The following is a 22,760-nucleotide window of genomic DNA, read 5'->3' as shown; positions in this document are numbered from 1 at the left end:
CTCGCCCACGAATAGCACGCGATCGGGAAACAACCCGGCGTCGGCAATGCTTGCGCGGGGTACCCGCGCCACACGCGCGCAATGAAGCCATAGTCGCTACGAATGGCGCGCTGTATCGCCGCTTGCGCCAATGGCACATCGTCAAACACCTGCGGCCACGCAATACAACGAGATCATCAGCTCTTCTACTGCCCCGCCTGCTGAGTCGTGGCTATGGGCATACAAAGAACCTGACGGCAGCATTCCCTCGTCGATTCCGCATGAACGTGGATAGGCTTGGGTTTCGGTCAACTACCAGTCTTCGCAATTGTTCGAGCTGACCGGGCATGTCAAACGACCGGAAAATGAGACGTCGTGCAGGTCAATCGTGGTCCCGTTGATATCGCGTGAAACGCGCAGCAACGGGTCCATTCGCAGCGGCACCTGATAACGCTGCATGTGCCGTCCGATTCTGCGACTTCCTCATTCGCGTCCCAGCTCAAAAGGTTGGTTTTGCGAACAGATGCGTTTTCAGGAGAATGACAGCATGACCAAGATATCCTCGATCGACAGTATCATTCCGCAAGGCGATATCGCAAAGCGCGCGGCGCGGATCGGCGCTGAAATCAGGAACATCAAGCTGTCGGGCGATTTGCCGGCGGAGACGATTACCGCGATCAACAGCCTGCTGCTCGAGCACAAGGTTCTCTTCTTTCGCGATCAGGGCCATCTCGACAACGCAGAGCAGGAGCGCGTTGCCCTTCGCTTCGGAACGCTTATGGCGTATCCGATACTCGCTGTCATCGAGGGAACGGTATCGATGATCGAGATTGATTCCGCGCGCCCCCCCAGACGAGCCGACCTCTGGCACAGCGACGGGACCTTCTTCGAGGCTTATCCTAAAATCGCGGTCCTGCGAGGCGTTGTGATCCCACAATTTGGCGGCGATACGATCTGGTCAAACACCGCGGCCGCCTATCTGGACCTCTCCGCGCCGCTGCAACGGCTTGCCGACGAACTCTGGGCGGTTCACAGCAATGCGTTTGACTACTCCGTCATGGCCAACAGCGAGGCCGACAAAAAGCATATCGACGAGGTGTTCGCCAGAACGGTCTATGAGACCGAGCATCCCGTCGTGCGTGTCCATCCCGAAACCGGAGAACGCGCGCTGGTGCTCGGCGACGTGGTGCAACGCTTGGTTGGCATCCCGAAATATGACGGCCAGAAGCTATTCACCCTTTTCCAGTCCCATATCACCGCGTCCGAAAACACCGTGCGGTGGAGTTGGAAGGTGGGCGATGTGGCGATCTGGGACAACCGCGCCACGCAACATTATGCGGTCAGGGATTACGGCGACCAGCGTCGTGTCGTTCGCCGTGCCACCGTCGCTGGCGAGGTGCCCGTCAGCACCGATGGTCGATTGAGCTCGATGCGCATAAAGGCCGCCAAGGAGCCGCCCGCGTAGGTCGCTTAAGGCTCCTCAGAGACGTCAAAGATCCCGCCGACGCAGTCTCTTCCGCTCGTTTGCTCTCACGGCATCCACGAGCGTGGTCCGCTGTCGGCATTGAACAATGTCCAGTCCCGGCGCCTTGAGCGATGATATCTCCTCCGACCGCGATCTCCCCTTGCTCATGGACGTCCATGACGCGCTTACTGACGCAGCTGCTGCCGGACGTTGCGAGTAAGCTCCGGGCCGATCTGGTCGGCGCACAATCTATCAAGGCGAGCAACAAGGAGGGGAAACTCACGTCGCATGCGGGCGTGGCGATGTCGGTTCGAACTCGCTCGACTGCGGCTCCGGTCTTCAGCGCTCGATCTACTCTGACGCAAACCGGGCTTGCTATCGCCGTATCCTTTGCGGCGAGCCTCGTCTGCAGTTCGGCGTTGGCAGGAGTTGAGAACGCATCAGACACCAGGAGCGAGATGCCGGATGAGGCTCTTGGAAAACACCTTCAAAAGCAGAGGGGCGCCACCACCCGAAGCCGTCAGCTCAAGCGAACAAGGCATCTCGACGGCAGCCCGGCGCCGGCACAACCAACCAATATCCCTGACTCAAGGCACGATCGTCCAGACAAAGTTGCTGAGGCCAGGCCCCCAAAGACAATCGACCCGTTCGCGAAGTTCGATCACCTGCGTGAAAAAGGCATTTGGCTCAATATACCCGGGCCTGCGGATACAATCGATCAGGACAAGGGTGGGGTGCGATCTGCGCTGGCGGATCTCGGGATCGGCTATGTGGGCTGGACGCAAAACAGCTTGATCGACAACCGACTGCCGCATGCTTCCAAAAGCACCATCTTCAATCAGCGCTATATTGGCGAGAGTCCGACATTCGGTACCGTCAATTTCATGATCGTGACCTACGATCTCGGCCGATTTGGAATTCCCGATGGTCAGATCACCGTGGGAGCCGAGCAACAATATTGGACCTGGAAGCCCGCCGGGCCCGATAGAGTGGGGATCAATACAATTGCCTATTACCAGACGTTTTTCGACAGGACGCTCGAACTCAAGATGGGTTACCTCAGAAATCATGACGAGTTCTTGGGAATGAATCCATTTGGGCCGACGCCGGTCATCTTGTCCCAAGTTGGAATGAGCAACAATTCCGCGCCGACGCCAGCTCTCAACGTGAAGTACAATTTTGACGATCGTCTCTACACCAAGTTTTCGATCCAGCGCTCGGTCAGTCCTGACGGCCAATTGGCGCACATAACCGAAAATCCCACAGGCTTGGACTGGCGCACGGCCAACGCCGGCATTTTATTGCTCGATGAAGCTGGATTTAAGAACAAGGCGGCTCCGGGATTGCCAGAGACCTGGTTACGGGCTGGAATCGGTTTCAACGACGGCCGCTATCCGCACTTGGCGTATCCGCTCCAACCGAGAGCCAACGCGAACAGCGCCTACTACGTGGCCGCGGACCGGCAGTTTTGGCAAGCCGATCCACAAGGTTCGCCAGCTCGGGGTATCTATGGTGGGTTCTCCGCAATGTACGCTCCGTCTGACGTCAACAAGGTCAGCCGCTATCTCGAGCTTCGTCTTTATGCGAAAGGACTATTTAACAGCCGGCCAGGTGATCAGATTGCCATTGCTGCCACCAATATCGCTTGGAGCCACTTTGCAGTCGATGCGGCCCTGGCTAAAGGCGATCTCGTCCATCGCGATAGCACGGCGATCTGGGCAAGATATACAGCGCGGCTGGCGCCCGGGGTTCATGCAACCCTGGGCCTGCTATACATCAATCATCCGACAACCATTACATACACAGGCCAAACCGGACATGCCCTGAACGTCTTGGTGTCGACATCAGTGTTCTTCTAAATCCGTTGCTGGATTCTGCCGCGAGTACCACGCCGGAAGCAGCCGCCGAGTTCTAAGCGCGAGCTGCGCAAGAACTCTGCCGTCGCCCAGCCACCGCGAGGTTCAGTCCGAACAGCGGGGGATCCGCTACCCTATGAGGCGAGACGGGGACCACGGCGGCAATGCCGTTCACGCCGCGCGCCGAGACAATCTCCATTGTCCCATTCGCATAGTAAGCCCTTCGTTGAGGTAAGTCCCCGCCGGTCCTTTTCGCTCGCACATTGATCGCTCCAGCCTGGAGTGAGCGTACCTTTACGGGCCGGACATCATCAGGTCCCCGTCAGGGGAGACGGGCATGTTCGTGTGTTCGGATGCTCATCGACGCGGCCCAGCTATTGTCCGCGGCCGGCGCCAAGTTGCGCCACTGAACACGCTGGTGAAGTTGCGGCCGCCGGAATTCTCTCAACCGCACCTTCGCACCAAGTCTCCTTCCTGCACAGGCGACGGAGGCGGCCGTCAGGCCCCTTCTGCCACGGCGGGCGCGTGGGTCTGGCAGTTGGCCGGACAGACCCGGGCGCAGGCGCCGCAACCGATACAGGCGCCCTCATCATCCATCACCATGATTTTTTTCTCGATCTCATCGTCTTCGTCGCTGCCAAGGTCGACAAGATCGCCCTCCTCGTTGATGCCTTTTAATGTCATAACCTTTCGACCACAGACCTTGAAGCAGCGGCCGCATCCGATGCATTTCCCGGAATCGATCGATGCGAGATAATCGGGTATCCAGTCGCGGCCGTCGCGCGTTGCAAATGACATGCTTGTATACCCTTACGCCCTTTCCTGCGCCTTGATATCCTCGCGCTTTTTCTCAAGTTCGGCAAACGCTTCATGCGCTCTTTGCGCCACCGCCATGATCGAGTTCCAGTTGAGCGGCAGCTCCTCTGACAGGTCGTGCAGATCCATCTTGGCCTGCGTGGCTTTGGCTGACAGCTTTTTGATGTCTGCCTTCAGCGTTTCAAGTTCGCTCATGTCCCGCCCTCAATAGTTCGCCGCGTCTGGGAATTTCCGGATCATGCCGATCCCATCCGCGACATACTTTTCGCCCTGGGCGGCGAGCTTTTCGAGATTGACGAATCCGAATCGATGCACATCACGCAGCTGCTTGTTGACGACGATCAGGCGGCCTGCGATCAGCACCATGCGGCCAAAGCCTTCATGATGCATCGTCAATATCGGCTGGATCATCACGCCGGTCGCCTTCTCGATCGAGAGCGCGACCGCGTTGAAGAACAGCTCCAGGCGCCAAACCGTATCCGGATCAGGATCACCGACAATCGGCAGCGCCTGCCGCATTTCCTTGCCCAGGATATAGGGTTCGATCAGGTCGAAATCGCTCTTGCCCTCCCATGCCCCATGGGCGTCCTGAGCGCGCCAGATCCCGATCAGCTTCTTGACGAACGGCGCATCAAGAGCGTTGTCGCGTGGCGCCACGTCCGTGGTCTTGGTCATGTGGTCCTCATTCCTCGAAATCAAGCGTCCGCTCCTTGGCTTTGGCCAGGGCCTTGCGGATCCAGGGGGGCGGCGTTCCCCTCAGCATCCTTTGGAGCTTTTGCAGCAGCTCCAGGATGTTCTCCGGTTTGTCCACTTTGATAGGGTGTATTTTGTTCGCCACCACCCGCGCCGCACCGGAGCCGCCGATCGCAACGACATAGAGGATGGCGCAATCCTTGATCGCCTCGATCTTGGGCGTGAGCTTATCCTCGTTGCCGTCTTCCGAAAGATCGCCGTCGAACTGCACCGCCTTCAGAAAGACGTGCCCGTCCGGCCCGACGTCATAGATGACAATGTTCTTGGCCCAGCCGAAATGGGCATCGACGCGGCTTAAATCCTGGGTAGCGAATGCGACCTTCATGGAATCGAACTCTCTGTTGCGTCGATGAAGCTGCGGCCGGAGTTTAGAGGCCGAGTCGAGGTCCGCCTGCTATCGGGCTGAGGCTGATGATTTTCCTCGCGGTCGGCGATGAGGAGATTGGCGATATTAAAGATCAGATCGCGCGTGCCGCGATAGCCAACGGACAGCTGGTGGCCTGCGCCAATTCGGTCGAACATCGGAAATCCCGCGCGATGAAATGGGATCTTGAGCCGTGCCGCGGCTTGGCGGCCGTGCGAATGCGTGATCAGCAGATCGCAATTCCCTCTCCGAGCTCGCTCTTCCAGATCCTCGAGATCGCCGATCAGGACCTCCTTGGTCCTGACCCGCTCCAGCACGGGCGAGGGCGTGGTCGTCACGGCCGCCGTGACCTGCCCGCCCATGTCGTGCAGCATGCTGGACAGGTCGAACAGGAGATCAGGCTCTGCACCGATCGCGAGCTTACGGCCGCCGATATGGAAATGGGCGTCCAGCATCGCATCAGCGAGCTGCCCGCGCTGGCGCCGGTACTTCGGCGGTACAGGGCGGCCGCTGATCTCACTTAAGAACGCGATGAAGTCATCGTTGGGGATGAGGCCACACAATCGCTCAAACAGGCGAAATGGCACCCCGGTCCTGGTCTGCATGGCTTCTGCCGCCCGCCGCATCTGCGCACCGATGGCAATGGTCCAGGCGGACTGGCCCATGCTGGCAATTTCCTCAATGCCGATGCCGCCGATGGTCGTCGACGTAAACTCCTCAGGGATATGCCCGTCCAGCGATCCCGCCAAGTCAGGCAGGAAGCTTGGCTTTAGCCCGAAATCCTCCAGAATCGTCCTGACCTCATCGAGGTCGGCGGGCGTCATGTGACATCCGGGTAGGACATTCACCCGCGCGGGATCGCGCTCTGCCTCGCTGGTCGGCGCTCTTACCAGCGCCTCAACCATGCGCGCTACTGCCTTTTCCCAGCCGTCCTGAAATGCATCCTTGAAATCGGGCGTCGAGACGTGGACCAGAGGAAAATTGGCAAGTTGCGGATGCTTCTTGCGGATCAGCTTGATGTGACCGTCGATATCGTCGCCATTCGTTTCGGTCACCCCGGTCGAGCAGATCCCGATGATTTCCGCCTTGGTTCGATGGTGGATGTTGAGGATGGCCTGCTCGATATTTTCATACCCGCCGAGCACGGTTGTCACCTCGCTCATCGCGGTGGTCTGCAGCGGGACCGCCTCCTTGAAATGCCGCACGAACAGCGTGAGTCCAAACGATGTGCAGCCTTGCGAGCCGTGCAGAACCGGCATCGCCCCGCGCAGACCCATGAACGCGAATGCCGCGCCGATGGGCTGGCTCATCTTCAGCGGGTTGACCGTGCAGGCCTTGCTCGGCGTGCTGACGATAGCCATGGCGCCGTCCTATTCCGCGGCCTGCCGCATGGCAGGCGGCTCGGAGACTGACATCATCGCCCTCAGGATGTCCTGGATGCGGCGCCTGCAGCATCCCCCGTATGCGTCGGTGTGCTCTCTGACAGCCTCGACGCTGGTCAGACCGTGCAAGCGGATCGCATCCTCGATCGTGCCGCGATCCACTCTCTTACAGACGCAAACCTTTGTCGCGCGGCGGCTCGCCTCCAAAAGCGCAGGGGTCTCGGCGGCCTGCCCGTCCGTCCGCGCAAGGGCCATGGGGTGGCCATCCCTGGCGGTATCGTCCCATGGGGCCGGCCGGCGCAGCTGCTCCCACATCGGGTTGTACAGCGCCTTGTCGATCTCCTCGACCAACTTCACGATCCCCAAATAGCCCATATAGGCATGAGAGCGCTCCTGGTTGATGTCGAGCCAGGGCATCGCCGCCTTCAGCGCGACGAATTGCGACTTGCCGCCGGAGAGCATGACGTCCGCTTTTGCGCCCTTCAGCATCTTGTACATGTCGCGTGGCGCCATGTCGTCGATCATGTGGACGTCCTGCCCCATCCGCTGCTTGATGCGCTCCTTGTCTTCGTCCGTGGATTTTTTGACGCTGGTGCCGACCAGCTCAAGGCCGGCCTCCTGCAACGCGGCCGGCACGGACCAGGATTTCACGCCCCCTGTGATGAGGAGGGCCCTCTTTCCGGCCAGGCGGGGCCTGTAGGATCCGATTTTCGCCCACGCGCGCGCCTCCTCCCGCGCTATGACCGCCTCGGTACGGCCGATCAGATCTTCCGGGGCCCCGCGCGCGACCAAAACGCGCGCAATGTTGCGCAGCGCATTGCTGGAATCCTGGATGCCGTAGAATGAGCCTTCGAAGAACGGGATGCCGTAGCGCTCTTGCATTTTGCGTGCGACATGGATCATCGACTTCGAGCACACCAGCATGGCGGCGCGCGCCCGATGCGATGAGGCCACTTCACGATATTTCCCATCCCCGGAAATGCAGGAGAGGATGCGGATGCCGAGTTCGTCAAACAGCGGCTTGACCTGCCACAATTCGCCCGACAGGTTGTATTCGCCGATCAGGTTGATGTCGCACGGCGTGGTGTGGTCCGGCTCTTCGGTGCCGATGACATGATCAAGCAACGCTTGCCCGGCCAGCTTGTTGCCGAGGTTTTTCGAACCCACGAAGCCGGGCGAATTGACCGGAATCACGGGCTTACCGAATTTCCGAGACGCCGCCTTGCAGACGGCATTGATGTCGTCGCCGATCATGGCCGGAATGCAGGTCTGATAGACAAAGATCGCCGCCGGATTGTATTTCTCCAAGATCTCCCTGATCGCCTTGTAAAGACGCTTCTCGCCGCCGAACACGATGTCGGTTTCGTTCATGTCAGTCGTGAAACCGGTGCGCCAGATGCTGGCACCGGACGAAGCTGAACCGCGGTTGTCCCAGGAATTGCCCTCACAAGCGATCGGGCCGTGCACCAGGTGGGCCACATCGGTGAAGGGCTGCAGCGCGATCTTGGCGCCGTCGAAGGCGCACCCGCCCGCCGCACTGCCCGGCTTAGGTTGCTTGGTGCAGCCCTTTTTGCGATCAGCCTCCGACTTGTCGGCATTCTTGGCGCAGCCCGGCTCGTTGAAGACATCCAGGATTCTGGCCGAAAGCGAACTCATCGGTTTCTCCTCTCAATCGCGATTATGTGAGATCAGCCATCGCGCGCTAAGCCACCGCCGATGTTTGCCGGCGATGACTTAAGCGTCTTTCGTCATCAACGAATGATGTCAAAGCTATAGTCGGTGCCTGCCACGCTGGTCTTCCTGTCGATCTCGTCAAAAATCTTGTCGAGGATCTTCACCAAAACGTTCATGCCGCCTTGATAGCCCCACACCGGAGAGCGGTGATGGTGATGCCGATCAAAAATGGGGAAACCGATGCGGATCAGCGGGGTGCCGGTATCGCGCTCCAGATATTTGCCATGCGTATTGCCGATCAGGAAGTCGACCGGCTCCGTGAAGAGCAGCGAGCGCATGTGCCAGAGGTCTCGCCCTGGATAGGCATGGCAGTTCTGGCCGAACGGCGAGCTCGCAAACAAGGCCTGCATTTTATCGTGCCAAGCCTTGTTCCCATTTGTGGACAGCACATGGACCGGTTCGGCGCCCAATTCGAGCAGGAAGTCAGTCAGCCCATAACATAGGTCTGGGTCGCCATAGATCGCAAATTTCTTGCCATGGATATGCGCGCTGGAGTCAGCCATCGCGTCGACCAGGCGGCCGCGCTCTCGCGCCAGCGCCTCGGGGATGTCCTTGCCGCTGATGCGCGATAACGCCATAAGCAGCTCGTCGGTCGCGGAGACGCCGACCGGATGGTTGAAAGCCATGACCTCCTGGCCATGGCCGGCGATGAACGCAAGCGTCTTTTCCGTGCACCATTGCTGCGCAGATATCGTCGCCTTGGCGTGAACCGCGTTCGCGGCGTCTTCCAGCGTGGTGCCGCCGTCATACATCCTGAACTCGCCGTCGGTCGGCGTATCGAACACATCGGAATTGTCGGCGAGGATGGTGTACTGGACGTCCATCAAGTCGAAGATGCGCTTGATTTCACGGGTATTGCCAACAGTGTAGCCGTCAAAGCCGCCGATAAAGTTGATCTTCTCGTTGGGGATGCGCTCGAGCTTCGCCGCTGTTCCGGCTTTACCGTCCCAGAAATGCTCGAGGATACCCTTCAGTGCATTATCATAGCCCGTGATGTGGCTGCCGACGAAGGCCGGCGTGTGCGCGAACGGCACGTCGAAATGCTCTGGGACAGACCCTCTCTCCTTGGAGGTCTTGATAAAGGCGTTGAGGTCATCCCCGATCACCTCCGCCATACAGGTCGTGGAGACCGCGATCATCTTGGGCTTGTACATGTTATAGCTGTTGGCGAGCCCATCGGCCATGTTGTTCAGGCCGCCGAAGACTGCAGCATCTTCCGTCATCGACGAGGAGACGCAGGAACTCGGCTCCTTGAAGTGCCGCGACAGATGGCTGCGGTAATAAGCGACGCAGCCCTGGGAACCGTGAACGAAGGGCAGCGTGCCCTCGAATCCAACGGAGGCGAAGACCGCACCGAGCGGCTGGCAAGCCTTGGCCGGGTTTATCGTCAGCGCTTCCCGCGCAAAGTTCTTTTCGCGGTATTCGGGCGTCTTCGACCATTCCCTGATGCGTTCGACCTCCGCGGGATCTCGAGCATTCTCGAACATCTTCTTCTTGTTCGCCAGCATCTGCTGGTATTCCGGACCGCGGAACAGCTCGACATGATCGAGCACGTGTTCTGCATTCTGCGCCATTTCGTGGGAATCCTCTTGAAAATCTTGGTCAATGTCGGCTCGACGCCTCGGACGAGAGGCGAAGAGGCCGCTTATTCCGCAGCCAGAAGCCTCGGTTCTGCGACAGCCTTCCAGGGCGCTTTGGTCTTCCCCCAGATTGGCGAGTTGATAGCCATGTCCATGTCGCGCGCGAAGATCGGAAAGCCGTCATAGCCGTGGTACGGACCCGAATAGTCCCAGGAGTGCATTTGCCGGAACGGCACACCCATCTTCTGGAACACATATTTTTCCTTGATGCCCGAGCCGACCAGGTCAGGCTGCATCTTCTCAACGAAGCGCTCGAACTCATAGCCGTTGACATCATCGTAGATGAGCGTGCCGTCCTTGACGTAATGCTGGGCGGTTCGCTGATAGTCATCGTTGTGGCCGAACTCATAGCCGGTGCCGATGACTTCCATACCGAGGTCCTCGTAGGCTCCGATCACATGACGTGGACGCAATCCGCCGACGAACAGCATCACGGTCTTGCCTTCCAGGCGGGGGCGGTATTTTGCGACCACCGCATCAACAAGCGGCTGATACTTTGCGATCACCCGCTCGGCTCCTTCCTTGATCCTGTCGTCGAAATAGCCCGCTATCTTGCGCAGTGACTCCGCGATTTTTGAGGGACCGAAGAAATTGTATTCGCACCACGGAATCCCGAACTTCTCCTCCATGTGACGGGAGATGTAGTTCATCGAGCGGTAGCAATGCAGGATGTTGAGCTTCGCCTTCGGTGTAGCCTCGAGCTCGGCCAGCGACCCGTCTCCCGACCACTGGGCGATCACGCGCAGCCCCATTTCTTCCAGCAGGATCCGAGACGACCAGGCATCACCGCCGATGTTATAGTCCCCGATGATCGCAACGTCGTAGGGCGTTGACTCGAAGCGGGACTTCTCGGGCGTGAACTGGTCGAAGACCCAATCGCGCACGGCATCGTTGGCAATATGGTGCCCGAGCGACTGCGAGACGCCGCGGAAGCCCTCGCAGCGAACCGGCACGATCGTCTTGCCGCCATATTCCTTCGACTTGGCCTTGGATACCGCCTCGATGTCGTCGCCGATCAGGCCGATCGGGCATTCCGACTGGATGGTGATGCCGTTGTTGAGTGGAAACAGCTCCTGCAGCTCATCAATGAGTTTGACGAGCTTCTTGTCGCCGCCGAACACGATATCCTTTTCCTGGAAGTCGGACGTGAACTGCAAGGTCACGAACGTATCGATACCGGTCGTTCCGGCGTAGTAGTTGCGCCGCGACCCCCAGGAGTACTGGCCACACCCGACCGGACCATGGCTGATATGGATCATGTCCTTGATCGGTCCCCAGACCACGCCCTTGGAGCCCGCATAGGCGCAGCCGCGGATCGTCATCACGCCGGGGATGGATTTGAGATTGGACTTAACTCCGCAATCCGCCTTCCCGGCCTCATGAACGTTCAGGTGCTTGGCGCGCCGTTTCGCGGTCTTGTCGGGATAGACCGTCAACACTTCCTGGATGAGTTCCTTATTGCGGGCCTTGATCTCCTCAATGCTTTCGGTCGTAGCGAAGCTCATGCTGATATCCTTTGAGAGTTAGCGAGACGGCGCTCAGCCGAGAGTTTAGCAACGACCGTGCCAGCCGCATGCAAGCGCAAAAACCATCGGAGTCGGAAGAACATAGCGTTGTCGGCAAGCCCCGGCCGGACTGTGTTGCAAACCCGACATCGGGACTTCTCCATGGACAGACTCGCTTGCGCCTGTTCGATAGAAAACAACGAGCAGCGCGCGTGGCATTGCATCGGCTGCAAAACGGTAGCCTCGGGGTGGGCTTGGCGCGCCCGCTGGCGACTGCGTCATAGCCCGGCGGCCAACCGCTCAAACCGGGTCGCACCAGCTGATGCGCTGAAGTGCGCCAGAGAAGCGCACATGGATGTATCCGCCATGCCGATGCGTTCTATCAAAACAATGAATTATTCCAATTGGCCGATGAGCAATATGAACGGGCCAGGTGGCGTGGCGGGGCTGTCTAACAAGGAGTATTCGCGATGGACAAACCAATTCTTGGCGGTCCGGGCAGCAATAGTCTCTTTGGCGGCGACGGTGACGATATAATCACCGACCCCAAGGGCGATGACTGGATCGACGGTCGTGCCGGAAACGACGTCATCTCGGCCGGCGAGGGCAATGACCGAGTCTTCGGTGGCGCGGGCAATGACAACGTCTTCGGCGAGGAGGGTAACGACTTCCTCTATGGCGACAACGGCCCCGACAAACCGCGAATCGTCAATGAGGGCAATGATAAACTCTACGGCGGTCCCGGCGACGACGTCCTCTTCGCCGGTGACGGCAGGGATTCCCTGACGGGAGGCACCGGCAACGACACCTTTGCGTTCCAGTTCCACAACCCGATCCCCGGATTCGACCCACGGTACGGGTCGGACCCCGACCACACCACTATCGTGGATTTCGACCCGGCACAGGACACCTTCGCATTCGACGCGGTCGGCTTTGGCAGCGACGGTCTTAACGCGAACTTCATCAATCACGTCAGCATGCGGTCTGGCAATCAGGTGGACACCTTCTACAGTGGCCCAGCCTCAGGTGCTCATGGGGAACATGTCGTGGTGATCACCGATCGGGGTTTCTCCAACGGCTCTGACGCAGCCAGTGCCATTTCCGCGGCCCCCGGCGACATGATCGTCTACTTTGGATACAAGAGCATGACTGCGAATCTGGCCTACGTCACCTCCGCGAACCACGTTGACGAGTTCGCCCACCTGAGCAATGTGCACAGCGTGGACGGCTTGGCCAGCTTGGGCCTGACCGCAGGAAACTTCACATTCCACTGACTCCAAAACCCGTGCTGAACCCTGCGCCCGCCCCCCACCGGCGGGCGCTTTCCCTTTCCGCTGCTTGCCAAGGCAGTGGCGGGCACAGCGTGTTCAGCTTGATGAAGCTGTGCCTCGCGCGCTGGCCCGCAGACCCGATCCTCCTGAAGCGCGTCGGGAAAACACCCCAATTCCAATCAATGAGTTTGCTGTCGTCAGTTGACCTTTTCGCCTCTGTCCGAGATCAGGATGATTTCACCGAAGCCGCAGTACGCTTCACGTCGAATGGCATGAAAGCGCAGTCCGGGATTCCGGTTCGGTCGGTTGTGGTGGCAAAATAGCGGCAACCTCTTCACCCCGACAGCAGCAAGGGCGAAAGCCGGTCTGGATCCCGCGCATCGTATAGTCCTTCAAGGTGTGGCAATCCGGATCGGTGAAGAGGGAATAGTTCTCTGCCTCGTGGTTCACGACCGCCCTCTGCAGCACCGCGATGACCTTCTTGCCCTTCCCGGATCTCAATCATCCATTCCACCCTCTTGAAAAACAGTTTTATGCGGTGAAATCAAATAGTTATGGCACCAACGAAGGGGACTCAAAATCTCCCTTGCCGCGCCAAGACCCACCATGTCGCTAGCCAGCGCGCATGACCGCGAGCACGACCTGCGGATTGAAACGTAACTTGGCAGGGATGATTGTGAACCTGAAGCTCTACCGCCGGATTTCGATTTCGCTCGCATCAGCCAATGCCGCGCCATGGTCCACCAGCACGCATGCCCTCGTTTCTGGTTGCGCCAAAGAACCGCCTCACCCGCGCCGGCAGAGGCCACACGCTAATGAGGATTTCACGTATTGGTGCGGCGATGCGACGGAGCCATCCCTTATCGCTTGGGGCGCGGTCGCCCGTTCATGCGAGCAATTCATCGGCCGCAATAACGGCCTGCGCGAGTGCATCAACGTCTGCATGCGTGTTGTAGAGCGCCAATGACGCACGGCACGTTGCTGGCACACCGAACCGCTTGATCAACGGCATCGCGCAATGCGTGCCGGCGCGCACTGCAACCCCCTGCCGATCGATGATCGTCGCCACATCATGGGGATGGACGCCCTTCAGCTCGAAGGAGATCAGCGGCCCCTTGTCCTTCGCCATACCGATCAGCCGCAGCGACTTGATTTCACCCAAGCGCTCGTGCGCGTACTCGGCAAGATCCTGCTCATGCGCGGCGATGCGCGCCTTACCGATCGAGTTGACATAGTCGATGGCGGCCCCCAGTCCGATCGCCTGGACCATCGGCGGCGTGCCGGCCTCGAACTTGTGCGGAGGATCACCATACGTGACCCGGTCCTGCGCCACATCACGTATCATCTCGCCCCCGCCATTGAAGGGCCGCATCGCAGCAAGCAGCTCATGCCTGCCGTAGAGCATACCGATCCCGGTCGGCCCGTAGAGCTTGTGACCGGTGAAGACGTAGAAATCGCAACCGATGTCCTGCAGGTCCACCGGCAGGTGCACGGCGCCCTGCGCACCATCGACCAGCACTTTGATGCCGTGGGCGTGGGCCAGCCTGACCACGTCCTTGACCGGCACGACAGTGCCAAGCGCGTTCGACATGTGCGTGATTGCGACCAGCTTGGTGCGGGGGGTGAGGAGCTTTTCGAACTCCTCGATCAGAAAATTGCCGTCGTTGTCAACCGGCGCCCATCTGATCACCGCGCCGTGACGTTCCCGCAGAAAATGCCAGGGCACGATGTTGGAGTGGTGCTCCATGACCGAGAGCACGATCTCGTCTCCGTTGCCGATATTTGGCTGCCCATAGGAAGAGGCCACGAGGTTGATCGCTTCGGTGGCATTGCGGGTGAAGATAATCTCTTCTGAACGGCGGGCGTTGACGAACTGCGCCACCTTGGTCCGCGCCCCCTCATAGGCTTCGGTCGCGACATTGGCGAGGTAATGCAGGCCGCGATGCACATTGGCATATTCACTTGTATAGGCCCGCATGAGGCGGTCGAGCACCGCCCTGGGTTTCTGGGCCGAGGCAGCATTGTCGAGATAGACGAGCGGCTTGCCATACACCCGAATGGCAAGCGCCGGAAACTCCTCACGAACGCGCATCACGTCATAAGTGGAACCGCGAACGGCCGGATGCGTGCTCATCGCCGCGTCTCCAGCCAGCGCGCGACCTGCGCGCTCACGAACTCCCGCAGAGCAGAGTCTGCTATCTCCTCGATCGCCTCGCCGAGAAACGCCTGGATCAAAAGCGCCTGCGCCTCCTTCTCGGGCAGGCCGCGCGCACGCAGATAGAACAAGAGGCTGTCGTCGAGCGCGCCTGATGTCGCGGCATGGCCACAGGTGACATCATCCGCGAAGATTTGCAGGTCCGGCTTGTTATCGGCCTTGGCCTCGTCAGACAGGAGCAGCGCCCGCGTCATCATCGTGCCCTGCGATTTCTGCGCGTTGAGGATGATGCGTCCCTGGAACACGGAATGGCCGCGATCGTCCACCACGCAGCGGAAATTCTCTTCGCTCGTGCAACGAGGTGCGGCATGATCAATCACCAGCGTGGTGTCCCCGTGCTGGGTATCGTTGAGCAGGTTGACGCAGTTGATGGAGAGCTCGGACCGCGCACCCGCCAATGTAATGAAGCCTTGGTAGCGAGTGACAGTTCCGCCATAGGTCATGTTGAAGGAACTGACCGTCGCTTTCTCGTGGACGGTGATCATCCTTGACGAGATGTTCGTGGCGTCAGCTGCGTCAGCCACCACGCGCAAATGCGAAAGATTCGCTCCTTCCCCAATCTGGGCGATCACCGCGTCGTGAACCTGATAGGCGCTCGCGCCATCGGCAGCAACAAAGCTTTCGACCAGGGTCGCCTGTGCGCTCTTGCCAAGTTTCAGATGCGAGCGTGTGAACGCAGACGATAAAGCCTGAGTCGCGACGTGAATGATCTGGATCGGAGGGCTCAGCGCGACACCATCGCCAATCGTGACCACGACACCGTCAGTCACCATCGCGGCATTCAGCGAGATCATCGGATCCGTCGCGAAGGTTATCAACAGGTCCGCCCCGGCTGGATTCTCCAGAAACTCAGACACCGTCTTGACATCGACGCCCTCGCCGAACGCCGCCAGGTCCGACAGGTCAGGCGCGAACACTCCGTCGACCAGCACCAGCTTAGCCGCGCCTTCGAGTGCCGTCTGCGCAACTGCCGCTTTTGCGCGCACCAGCGCGGCAACGTCCGGTAACGGCGCTAGCGGCAGGACCGCGCGCATCAGCACGCGAAGGTCAGTGTATGTCCACTCCTCAAGGCGCTGGTGCGGCAGGCCAGCGCGCTCGAATGCGTCGAAAGCGCGGGCGCGAGCATCGGCAACAGCTCCCGCGCCGGGTAATCGTCCCAGCGCGGCGTTAAAAACGTCTCTCGCCGGGCATTCGGGATTGGTATTCGCCAGAGCCAGGGTCATCGGAATATCCGCAACACGGCCAAGCCGCGTCCTCGGAAATTGGCATAGCCGGACGCTTCCAGCTCCAGCGCCAGTTCCTTGCCGCCGCTCTTCACGACACGGCCCTTCGACATCACGTGCACGACGTCAGGCACGATGTAATTGAGGAGCCGCTGATAATGGGTGATGACGACCATGGCGCGCCCCGGCGAACGCAGCGCGTTGACGCAGCCGGCCGCAATGCGCAGCGCGTCGATATCGAGGCCGGAATCCATCTCGTCGAGGATGCACAGGCTCGGCTCGAACAGCGCCATCTGGAGCACCTCGTTGCGCTTCTTCTCGCCGCCGGAGAAGCCGACATTGACGCTGCGCTTGAGCATGTCCTGCGGGATATTCAGCGACTTGGAGACCTCGCGAACCTTCTTCTGAAAGTCCGGAGGCGAAAATTCGCTCTCGCCGCGCGCTTTGCGCTGCGCGTTCAGCGCGGTGCGCAGGAAGGTCATGATGGCAACGCCGGGGATCTCGACCGGATATTGGAAAGCCAGGAACACGCCCTTCGCGACGCGCTCTTCCAGATCCATCTTCAGGAGGTCCTCGCCCTTGAACACGATCTGGCCGTCGGTGACCTCATAACCGGGCTTGCCGGCGATCACATGGGAGAGCGTCGATTTGCCGGAGCCGTTCGGCCCCATAATCGCGTGAATCTCGCCCTCGTTCACGGTCAGGGTCAGCCCGTGGAGGATCTCACGCTCCTTGACACGAACCTTCAGGCCTTTCACTTCAAGCAATGCCATTGTGTTGTTCCGTCTATCTCCTCCTGAGGGGCACCGAAGGCGCGTCTCGAAAGATGAGGCCAACAATCAATCCGGTATCCATCCTTCGAGACGGCCGCTTGCGCGGCCTCCTCAGGATGGGGTCAGAGCTAGCCGACCGCCCCTTCCAGCAGGATCGAGATCAGCTTCTGCGCCTCCACTGCGAATTCCATCGGCAGCTGCTGGAGCCGTCCTTGACGAAGCCGTTGAGGACGGGGCCGACTGCCTCCTCCTGGGTGAGGCCGCGCTGGAGCGCGCCCAGGTCGGCGCGATCATGGTTAGCCGGCGCCGACAGGCTTCGAGCCTGCCACAGGAGCATCCAGGCCGGTTCGTTCTGTCTTCTGCGAGATGAATTTGTCGGTATCTTCCGACAACCTCTTTCGAGCCTTTCGGAGTCGATCAAGGTCTCAAACCCATAACGGTACTGGTCGACGTCGATGCGCTTCACGCACTCGGTCGTCTCTTGTACGGCTACCATTGGCGCCTCCGCACGCGCAGAGACCATTCCGGCCACGTCCGGCAACGGTTATGGCGTCCCCCCTCGACCGTATAGGCCAGCGACTCAATCAGGCCTAACGCGGAACGGACCGTCACTCTAACCAGGTCACCAACAAGGAAGGCCGCAGGGCTCAATTGTGTCTCGACCGTGCGGCTGGTGCCGACCATGCGCATCGCCGCTCCGCTAAGCCGGGACACACGTGTTGGGAACCGGGCAGACAGCAGCGCATTGCGGCGTGCCGAAATGCCCCTCGCATTCGGTGCACGTCTTCGGATCGATCACATATACGTCGCGCTTGAGGTTGACTGCCCCGTTGGGGCACTCAAACTCACATGCGCCACAGGCGGTGCACTGGGACGCGACTATCTTGTACGCCATAATGGTGATTTCCTGAAAATGCGATGCCGGACGCCTTCTCCCCTTCAAGGCTCGTGCCAATGCCAACGCGCCATGGTTGGCGTATCTTTGGGTCTAGCGGGGTGTATGCGGCCGAGCCGTGTGTCCCAACCCCGACACTCCAGGCACGGGCTTGATCTCGAATGGCAGCACGCTCCGACGCTTTCGGAAGGCCCGCCCCTAACGAGGCATCTTGACTGTCTTTTTGATTTGCTCCTGCTGAAGCGCAGCCTCGAAGCCCGTTATCCTGATAAACGACGGAGAGCCGATATCTGGGCGCTCCAAGCCAATTCTGCCGACGCTCGACGCCTTGCGCCAGTCAATATCTTGCTCTCGCTGCTTAAGCGGGCCGGCGAATGTCAGGAAATTTCTGACCCGGGCCCGCGGATGGACTTGAATCGTACGTAGCGTCAGATTGTAGGTTTTCCGACACGGGCTGCGAGACTCTCTCGGTCGCGCCAAACCATCCTGACAGCGAGCAAGAATTGCGAATGTCTGAAGCTCTTAAGGTTGCGCTGCAAACTCATCACGCGCCTCGCGGCGGCACGTTGTTGAAATGGCCGATGCGCCAGGCGGGAGAACCATCGCCGCCGGCCTTGCGCCGGGCGCAAGTCGGTCACTTGGAGAACAGGGATGGCCGTCTTCGCCTCGCCCCTGCCGGATGGGAGAACGATCAGAATTCAGGTTCCACATCCGAGGCTACGCCAGTATCCGTTATGCGAGGTGAATGCAGGCCACGCTGGCTCGCACCACATGCGTGACTGGTGCCAATGCCGGGATGCACCGGCCAATGTTCACGGTCTCTCGATAGGCTGCAGCGTCGGGAGCGCACGTGACTCGGTTTTGGGGATCGCCAAGGTTTGGCATGTGTTTTCGAAAGACGTATATTGTCGCGTTGGGAGCGTTGGCGGGCAAATGCGCGAGGGTATCGTCACGGCCCTCGATCCCTTCAATGATTCGGACCCTACCTGCTGACGCCAAGATCACCACGAGCGTCCGCAGCGGACGGCCGAAGGTACCAATAGGCCGATGGACGGATCGGATAGATTGGTCGTTGACGACTGTTGTTCTGCGTCAGTTCCGGCTTCCGGCGTTGACTCCAAAGGGAGAGCTTTACAAGAACCGCGTGGCCTCACGGTCGACGATGAGCTGCTCAATCATCCCGTCGTAGATTGGCGAAAGACGATGAAATGCGAACGCTACTGGTTGATCATCAAACCGCCTTTGCGCGGGCTGTCCAAGGAGCACTCGTGGAGTGTGGGTTCGCCGTCGATGTGACACGCACTCTGGACGAAGCGGCGGCAGCTCTTGATTGCGCACGCTATGACATTCTTCTTCTCGAGTTGGCTCTACCGGATGGAGACGGCTTGGACTGGCTGAAGCAATTGAGGCGAAACGGCAGATCGATGCCCGCGATGGTGATAAGCGGGCTCAACGATCTCGATCGCCGAATTGCAAGCTTCAACGGTGGGCGGACGATTTCCTGCCAAAGCCGCTGTCTACTGTTGAGCTCATCGCCCGGATGCGAGCCATTCTGCGGCGATCGAAGCAAATGACGGCCCCGCTCATCATATTTGGGAATGTCGAATTCGATCCGATTGCCCGGCAAGCCTGGGTGGACGGACGGCCGCTCCGCATCGCGCATCGTGAACTGTGCGTTCTTGAGTATCTGCTCAGCCATGCTGGGCGCACGGTGCCGCGCGCCTCACTGGAGGATAGCATCTATTCATTCGACCATGAGGTCTCGACCAATGCGCTTGAGGCGGCAATCTATCGCTTGCGCGGACATTTGAGGCGATCCGCCGCGACGCTACGGATCAGGTCCGCGCGCAGCATCGGCTACTCTCTTGAATTAAATGGCGCGCATCCACCGCGCCATGGGTAGAACTTGAAAGCAAGACTTCCATCGTTTGTGACAATGATTGCCACGAAGATCGATGGTCAATCACCTTTGGCGCTCCTGGTGTTCCCCCCCTGCCCAATCCTTCTTCCCCTTTACGGCCCTTCTGCAAGGTTCACTTACTGCCGCAGCCCGGATCAAGCGGGACGCTCGACTGGCGTAGCCGACCGGCAGCGTGTTCCATCAAGACCTAGATGGACTGCTCTTCCGGAAATCTCCCTTCATCGTCTGTCTCCTCTGGCGAACTGGGCCCAAACTTAAACCTGGCTGCGTTTCAGAGTAGCAGGTCACCTTATTTGTCCGAACGGCGGCGGCCATGCGGGAGGCGATTCATGTCGAGGCGATGCTTTTTCTACATCCGACTTCGCGGACCCGTCTCGGTGGATGACGAACGCACTGAATTCGCGAGGGCATTGGAAGCGGATGACTAGGGAGCTCGGAGCGCGAGTGAGATCCGCATGAACGATTGGCAAACCGCGAAGCCGACGTACTGGCGTGGATGCGGACAGCCGCGTGATGGCGCGCCATCCGTTCATCGCAACCTGCAAAGCAAGGTCGCCAACCGGTCGCCTCTCCGAGCTAGACAATCAAACTCTGTACCACTCGCTGAGTGCCAGCTAACCGTCGAAACCGAGGTTTACAACAGCACCGCTCGATCGCAACTCTATCGAACCAGCATCCGAACTGGCCTACGAACCGCGCCCGGATGAACCGACAACGGTTATCGATCCGATTATAGAGTTCCGCGTGGCCGACCAACGTCCCACTCAGCAGACGTCGTGGCGACTTGGTTGCTTGACCTGCACCTGAACTGAGCGCGCCACGTTACGCCGAGATCTTGATCAAGAAGTCGCTGACCTGCCCCTGCAATGAAACGATATTGCTGCTCAAATTCTTCATCTTCCCAACGGCCTGGCCCGCCGATGAGCCAGAGGCACGCGAGGCATCGTTGAGTTGGTCAATATCTCGGGACGCTTCGCGCATATCGGAACTGATGTTGGTAATGCTTCGCGAGATGTCGTTCGTCACGATCGACTGCTCCTCTATCGCCGCCGATATGCTGTTGGATATCTCCTGCAACTTGTCGATGATTCCGGCGATGTCACTCATCGCCGCAGTCGCCAGTTCCGTCCTTTGTTGAATGGCAAGAATTTGAGCATCAACCTCGCTCGTCGCTTTTGCAGCCTGCGCGGCAAGATTCTTCACTTCCCCAGCCACCACTGCAAAGCCTCGCCCCGCTTCGCCGGCTCGCGCTGCCTCGATGGTTGCGTTGAGCGCCAGCAAATTGGTTTGCGAGGCTATGCCCTCGATCATTTGGACGACGCTGCTGATCTTCGTCACCGAAGCAACAAGCTCACCTAACGTTGCTTCAGCGTGTCCGGTCTTGTCGCGCGCAGTTTGCGAAATGTTCGCGGCCGTCGAAACTTGTCGGCTGATTTCCGCAATCGAAGCCGAGAACTCCTGAGCGGCCGAAGCAACGGCGGTCGAGTTGCCTTCGGTCTTTTTCACCATCTCGGTCATGGCTTCAGTGCGAAGACAGACATCGCCCGTTGAAGCTGTAATTTCCGATGCGACCGCTTGCATGTCCTGCATTGAACTCGCCACAATGTCGACGACTCGCGACACATCGCCATCAAATCTCTTCGCAAGACCCAGCCTCTCTTCCCGCATCCGGACCAGGTCGGTTATATTCTGCCATACACACACGACTACCGGACGGCCGCTGAATTCCGAAACAACAAGACTTATCCTGACCGGAATGGAGGATTGATCTTTGCGCTGAAGCCACCATTCGATCGCCACATGTCCCGACCGCGTTACAACCTCATTGGTCTGCTCGAACATCTGCGCAACAGTCTTGCCGTTCGGTTGAGGATCCAGCGAAAGCGAGGCGATACTCAACCCTTTCAACTCTTCTCCACTGGAAAACCCGAGCATGTTGGCTGCAGCGTCGTTGGCGAGCACGCACTTGTCCGCATCATAGACCGTGATACCGTCCTTGATCGTTTCGAAAGCCTTGATCGCCATCGCTTCGTCCAAGGTCACTGCGGACGCCTCTCCTCTCCTCGACGTCACGGCGGAAAGGACCAACATAAATCCGCCAAGAACGAGCCCGCCCCAGAAGTGAAGTGATAGCAAGTCTGCATTAGCCGCAACCGTCGCTGCCGGGACAGACAATGCCAGAGCGAGACTTGATATCCGACTGTGCCACATATTTCTAATTCCCCAATTGAATCCGGCGTAAGTGGTCGTATCGAACCTCAATTAAGACTTCTCTTACGTGACTGTCCTGTCGGCAACGCTGCGTGCATTTTTACATATATCACCTTCTAAACAACGAAACCGACCTCGATCCAACCCACATGGGACGCAGCAAGATTTGATCAAACGACAGAAGCAACGGCGACTACAAGCCTGATGAGTAAGCCCAGCTCAAACTCAGCTATGGCTGCACGTCCCAGAATGAGCGCGGCGATCTGCCTTCGGTTAGCAGGGGTTCGCATTTCTTCCGGTAGTGCGGCAACTGCATCATCAAAGATCCGTGCCAAAACCGACAGCTGTTCTGGTTCGCATACGCTGCGGTAGTCCTGTATGACTCGCCCAGCTCCACTACTTATGACCGCGCCGCCGGCTCGCTCGTCGCGGTTTACCCATAGACCGAGCGCTGCGGTTATGAGCTCGATTGTGAGCTCATTCAGCAGTTGGGTCGCCTCTTGCCCGTTTTTGCCGTCATTTATTAGCCTTGCCAGCTCTTCGATTTGGAGCTCGATGCTCCGCTTAAGGTCCTGGACACGCGAGTTGCAACGAGGACTATGCACGATGCGTTCTACAGCGCGCGGTTCAACTGGCCTTGTCCTCACCGGGACGACGAAAAACCTTTGACGCGTCTGCGCGGGTGAAACGAGAGAAGTCGAAGGGGTAGCGCACAAAGCACCGTCGCTCGATACGCTCGTTTCAGGCGCTCGACTGG

The 22,760-nt window shown here is 59.2% G+C and carries 17 protein-coding genes and 2 pseudogenes; 4 read left to right on the top strand and 15 right to left on the bottom strand.

Annotated elements, in window-relative coordinates; all coding sequences use genetic code 11:
* Window positions 1–291: 291 nt before the first annotated feature.
* Window positions 292–438: a hypothetical protein gene (locus tag ACFDR6_RS24085; protein WP_375859732.1), complete on the bottom strand. Its 147-nt coding sequence runs from the start codon at window positions 436–438 to the stop codon at window positions 292–294.
* An 88-nt stretch (window positions 439–526) separates the two neighbouring features.
* Between ACFDR6_RS24085 and ACFDR6_RS24080 the strand changes: the two genes are divergently transcribed.
* Complete coding sequence (locus tag ACFDR6_RS24080) at window positions 527–1,444, top strand: TauD/TfdA dioxygenase family protein (protein WP_375859731.1); 918 nt, start codon at window positions 527–529, stop codon at window positions 1,442–1,444.
* Between the two features lie 176 nt (window positions 1,445–1,620).
* Window positions 1,621–3,303 carry a carbohydrate porin gene (locus ACFDR6_RS24075; protein WP_375859730.1) on the top strand — a complete coding sequence of 561 codons (1,683 nt, stop codon included), beginning with the start codon at window positions 1,621–1,623 and terminating at the stop codon, window positions 3,301–3,303.
* A gap of 495 nt (window positions 3,304–3,798) precedes the next feature.
* Here the strand turns inward: ACFDR6_RS24075 and fdxB are convergent, their stop codons facing one another.
* The 8 genes from fdxB to nifD form a co-directional block, all read right to left on the bottom strand.
* Window positions 3,799–4,098 carry a ferredoxin III, nif-specific gene (fdxB, locus tag ACFDR6_RS24070; protein WP_375859729.1) on the bottom strand — a complete coding sequence of 100 codons (300 nt, stop codon included), beginning with the start codon at window positions 4,096–4,098 and terminating at the stop codon, window positions 3,799–3,801.
* Window positions 4,099–4,110: 12 nt separating this feature from the next.
* Window positions 4,111–4,311: a CCE_0567 family metalloprotein gene (locus tag ACFDR6_RS24065; protein WP_375859728.1), complete on the bottom strand. Its 201-nt coding sequence runs from the start codon at window positions 4,309–4,311 to the stop codon at window positions 4,111–4,113.
* A gap of 9 nt (window positions 4,312–4,320) precedes the next feature.
* Window positions 4,321–4,791, bottom strand: a complete 471-nt coding sequence (locus ACFDR6_RS24060) for a NifX-associated nitrogen fixation protein (RefSeq protein ID WP_375859727.1) — start codon at window positions 4,789–4,791, stop codon at window positions 4,321–4,323.
* 7 nt (window positions 4,792–4,798) lie between these two features.
* Window positions 4,799–5,194, bottom strand: a complete 396-nt coding sequence (gene nifX, locus ACFDR6_RS24055) for a nitrogen fixation protein NifX (RefSeq protein WP_375859726.1) — start codon at window positions 5,192–5,194, stop codon at window positions 4,799–4,801.
* Window positions 5,191–6,594 (bottom strand): nitrogenase iron-molybdenum cofactor biosynthesis protein NifN, encoded by a 1,404-nt coding sequence (gene nifN, locus ACFDR6_RS24050; RefSeq protein ID WP_375859725.1) that lies wholly within the window; start codon window positions 6,592–6,594, stop codon window positions 5,191–5,193. The genes nifX and nifN overlap by 4 nt, the downstream gene beginning before the upstream one ends.
* Window positions 6,595–6,603: 9 nt before the next feature.
* Complete coding sequence (gene nifE / locus ACFDR6_RS24045) at window positions 6,604–8,271, bottom strand: nitrogenase iron-molybdenum cofactor biosynthesis protein NifE (protein WP_375859724.1); 1,668 nt, start codon at window positions 8,269–8,271, stop codon at window positions 6,604–6,606.
* Window positions 8,272–8,366: 95 nt separating this feature from the next.
* Window positions 8,367–9,923 (bottom strand): nitrogenase molybdenum-iron protein subunit beta, encoded by a 1,557-nt coding sequence (gene nifK, locus ACFDR6_RS24040; RefSeq protein WP_375859723.1) that lies wholly within the window; start codon window positions 9,921–9,923, stop codon window positions 8,367–8,369.
* A gap of 71 nt (window positions 9,924–9,994) precedes the next feature.
* On the bottom strand, window positions 9,995–11,494 hold the full coding sequence (gene nifD / locus ACFDR6_RS24035; protein ID WP_375859722.1) for a nitrogenase molybdenum-iron protein alpha chain: 1,500 nt from the start codon (window positions 11,492–11,494) through the stop codon (window positions 9,995–9,997).
* 470 nt (window positions 11,495–11,964) lie between these two features.
* On the opposite strand from nifD, the gene ACFDR6_RS24030 reads away from it, so the two are divergent.
* Entirely contained in the window at window positions 11,965–12,768 is an 804-nt protein-coding gene (locus ACFDR6_RS24030; protein ID WP_375859721.1) for a calcium-binding protein, read from the top strand.
* A gap of 883 nt (window positions 12,769–13,651) precedes the next feature.
* Here ACFDR6_RS24030 and ACFDR6_RS24025 read toward each other — a convergent pair.
* From ACFDR6_RS24025 to ACFDR6_RS24005, 5 genes and pseudogenes are all read right to left on the bottom strand, one after another.
* Entirely contained in the window at window positions 13,652–14,899 is a 1,248-nt protein-coding gene (locus tag ACFDR6_RS24025; protein ID WP_375859720.1) for a cysteine desulfurase, read from the bottom strand.
* Window positions 14,896–16,203 (bottom strand): Fe-S cluster assembly protein SufD, encoded by a 1,308-nt coding sequence (sufD, locus tag ACFDR6_RS24020; protein ID WP_375859719.1) that lies wholly within the window; start codon window positions 16,201–16,203, stop codon window positions 14,896–14,898. The genes ACFDR6_RS24025 and sufD overlap by 4 nt, the downstream gene beginning before the upstream one ends.
* Window positions 16,200–16,976 carry a Fe-S cluster assembly ATPase SufC gene (gene sufC, locus ACFDR6_RS24015; RefSeq protein ID WP_375859718.1) on the bottom strand — a complete coding sequence of 259 codons (777 nt, stop codon included), beginning with the start codon at window positions 16,974–16,976 and terminating at the stop codon, window positions 16,200–16,202. Before sufC ends, sufD begins: the two co-directional genes overlap by 4 nt.
* Before the next feature lie 270 nt (window positions 16,977–17,246).
* Window positions 17,247–17,472, bottom strand: a pseudogene (locus tag ACFDR6_RS24010) (Fe-S cluster assembly protein SufB); the annotation flags it as partial.
* A 204-nt stretch (window positions 17,473–17,676) separates the two neighbouring features.
* The gene (locus ACFDR6_RS24005; RefSeq protein WP_234685234.1) at window positions 17,677–17,871 is read right to left on the bottom strand and encodes a 4Fe-4S dicluster domain-containing protein; all 195 of its coding nucleotides are present in this window, start codon (window positions 17,869–17,871) and stop codon (window positions 17,677–17,679) included.
* 1,208 nt (window positions 17,872–19,079) lie between these two features.
* On the opposite strand from ACFDR6_RS24005, the pseudogene ACFDR6_RS24000 reads away from it, so the two are divergent.
* Window positions 19,080–19,774, top strand: a pseudogene (locus tag ACFDR6_RS24000) (response regulator).
* Window positions 19,775–20,614: 840 nt separating this feature from the next.
* Here the strand turns inward: ACFDR6_RS24000 and ACFDR6_RS23995 are convergent.
* A complete protein-coding gene (locus tag ACFDR6_RS23995; RefSeq protein WP_375859717.1) occupies window positions 20,615–21,835 on the bottom strand; it encodes a methyl-accepting chemotaxis protein in 1,221 nt (406 codons plus the stop codon).
* Window positions 21,836–22,760: the final 925 nt, after the last annotated feature.

Source organism: Bradyrhizobium tunisiense (assembly GCF_042263385.1).
In the GTDB taxonomy this organism is placed as follows: domain Bacteria; phylum Pseudomonadota; class Alphaproteobacteria; order Rhizobiales; family Xanthobacteraceae; genus Bradyrhizobium; species Bradyrhizobium tunisiense.
This window is presented reverse-complemented; position numbering and strand designations above follow the sequence as displayed.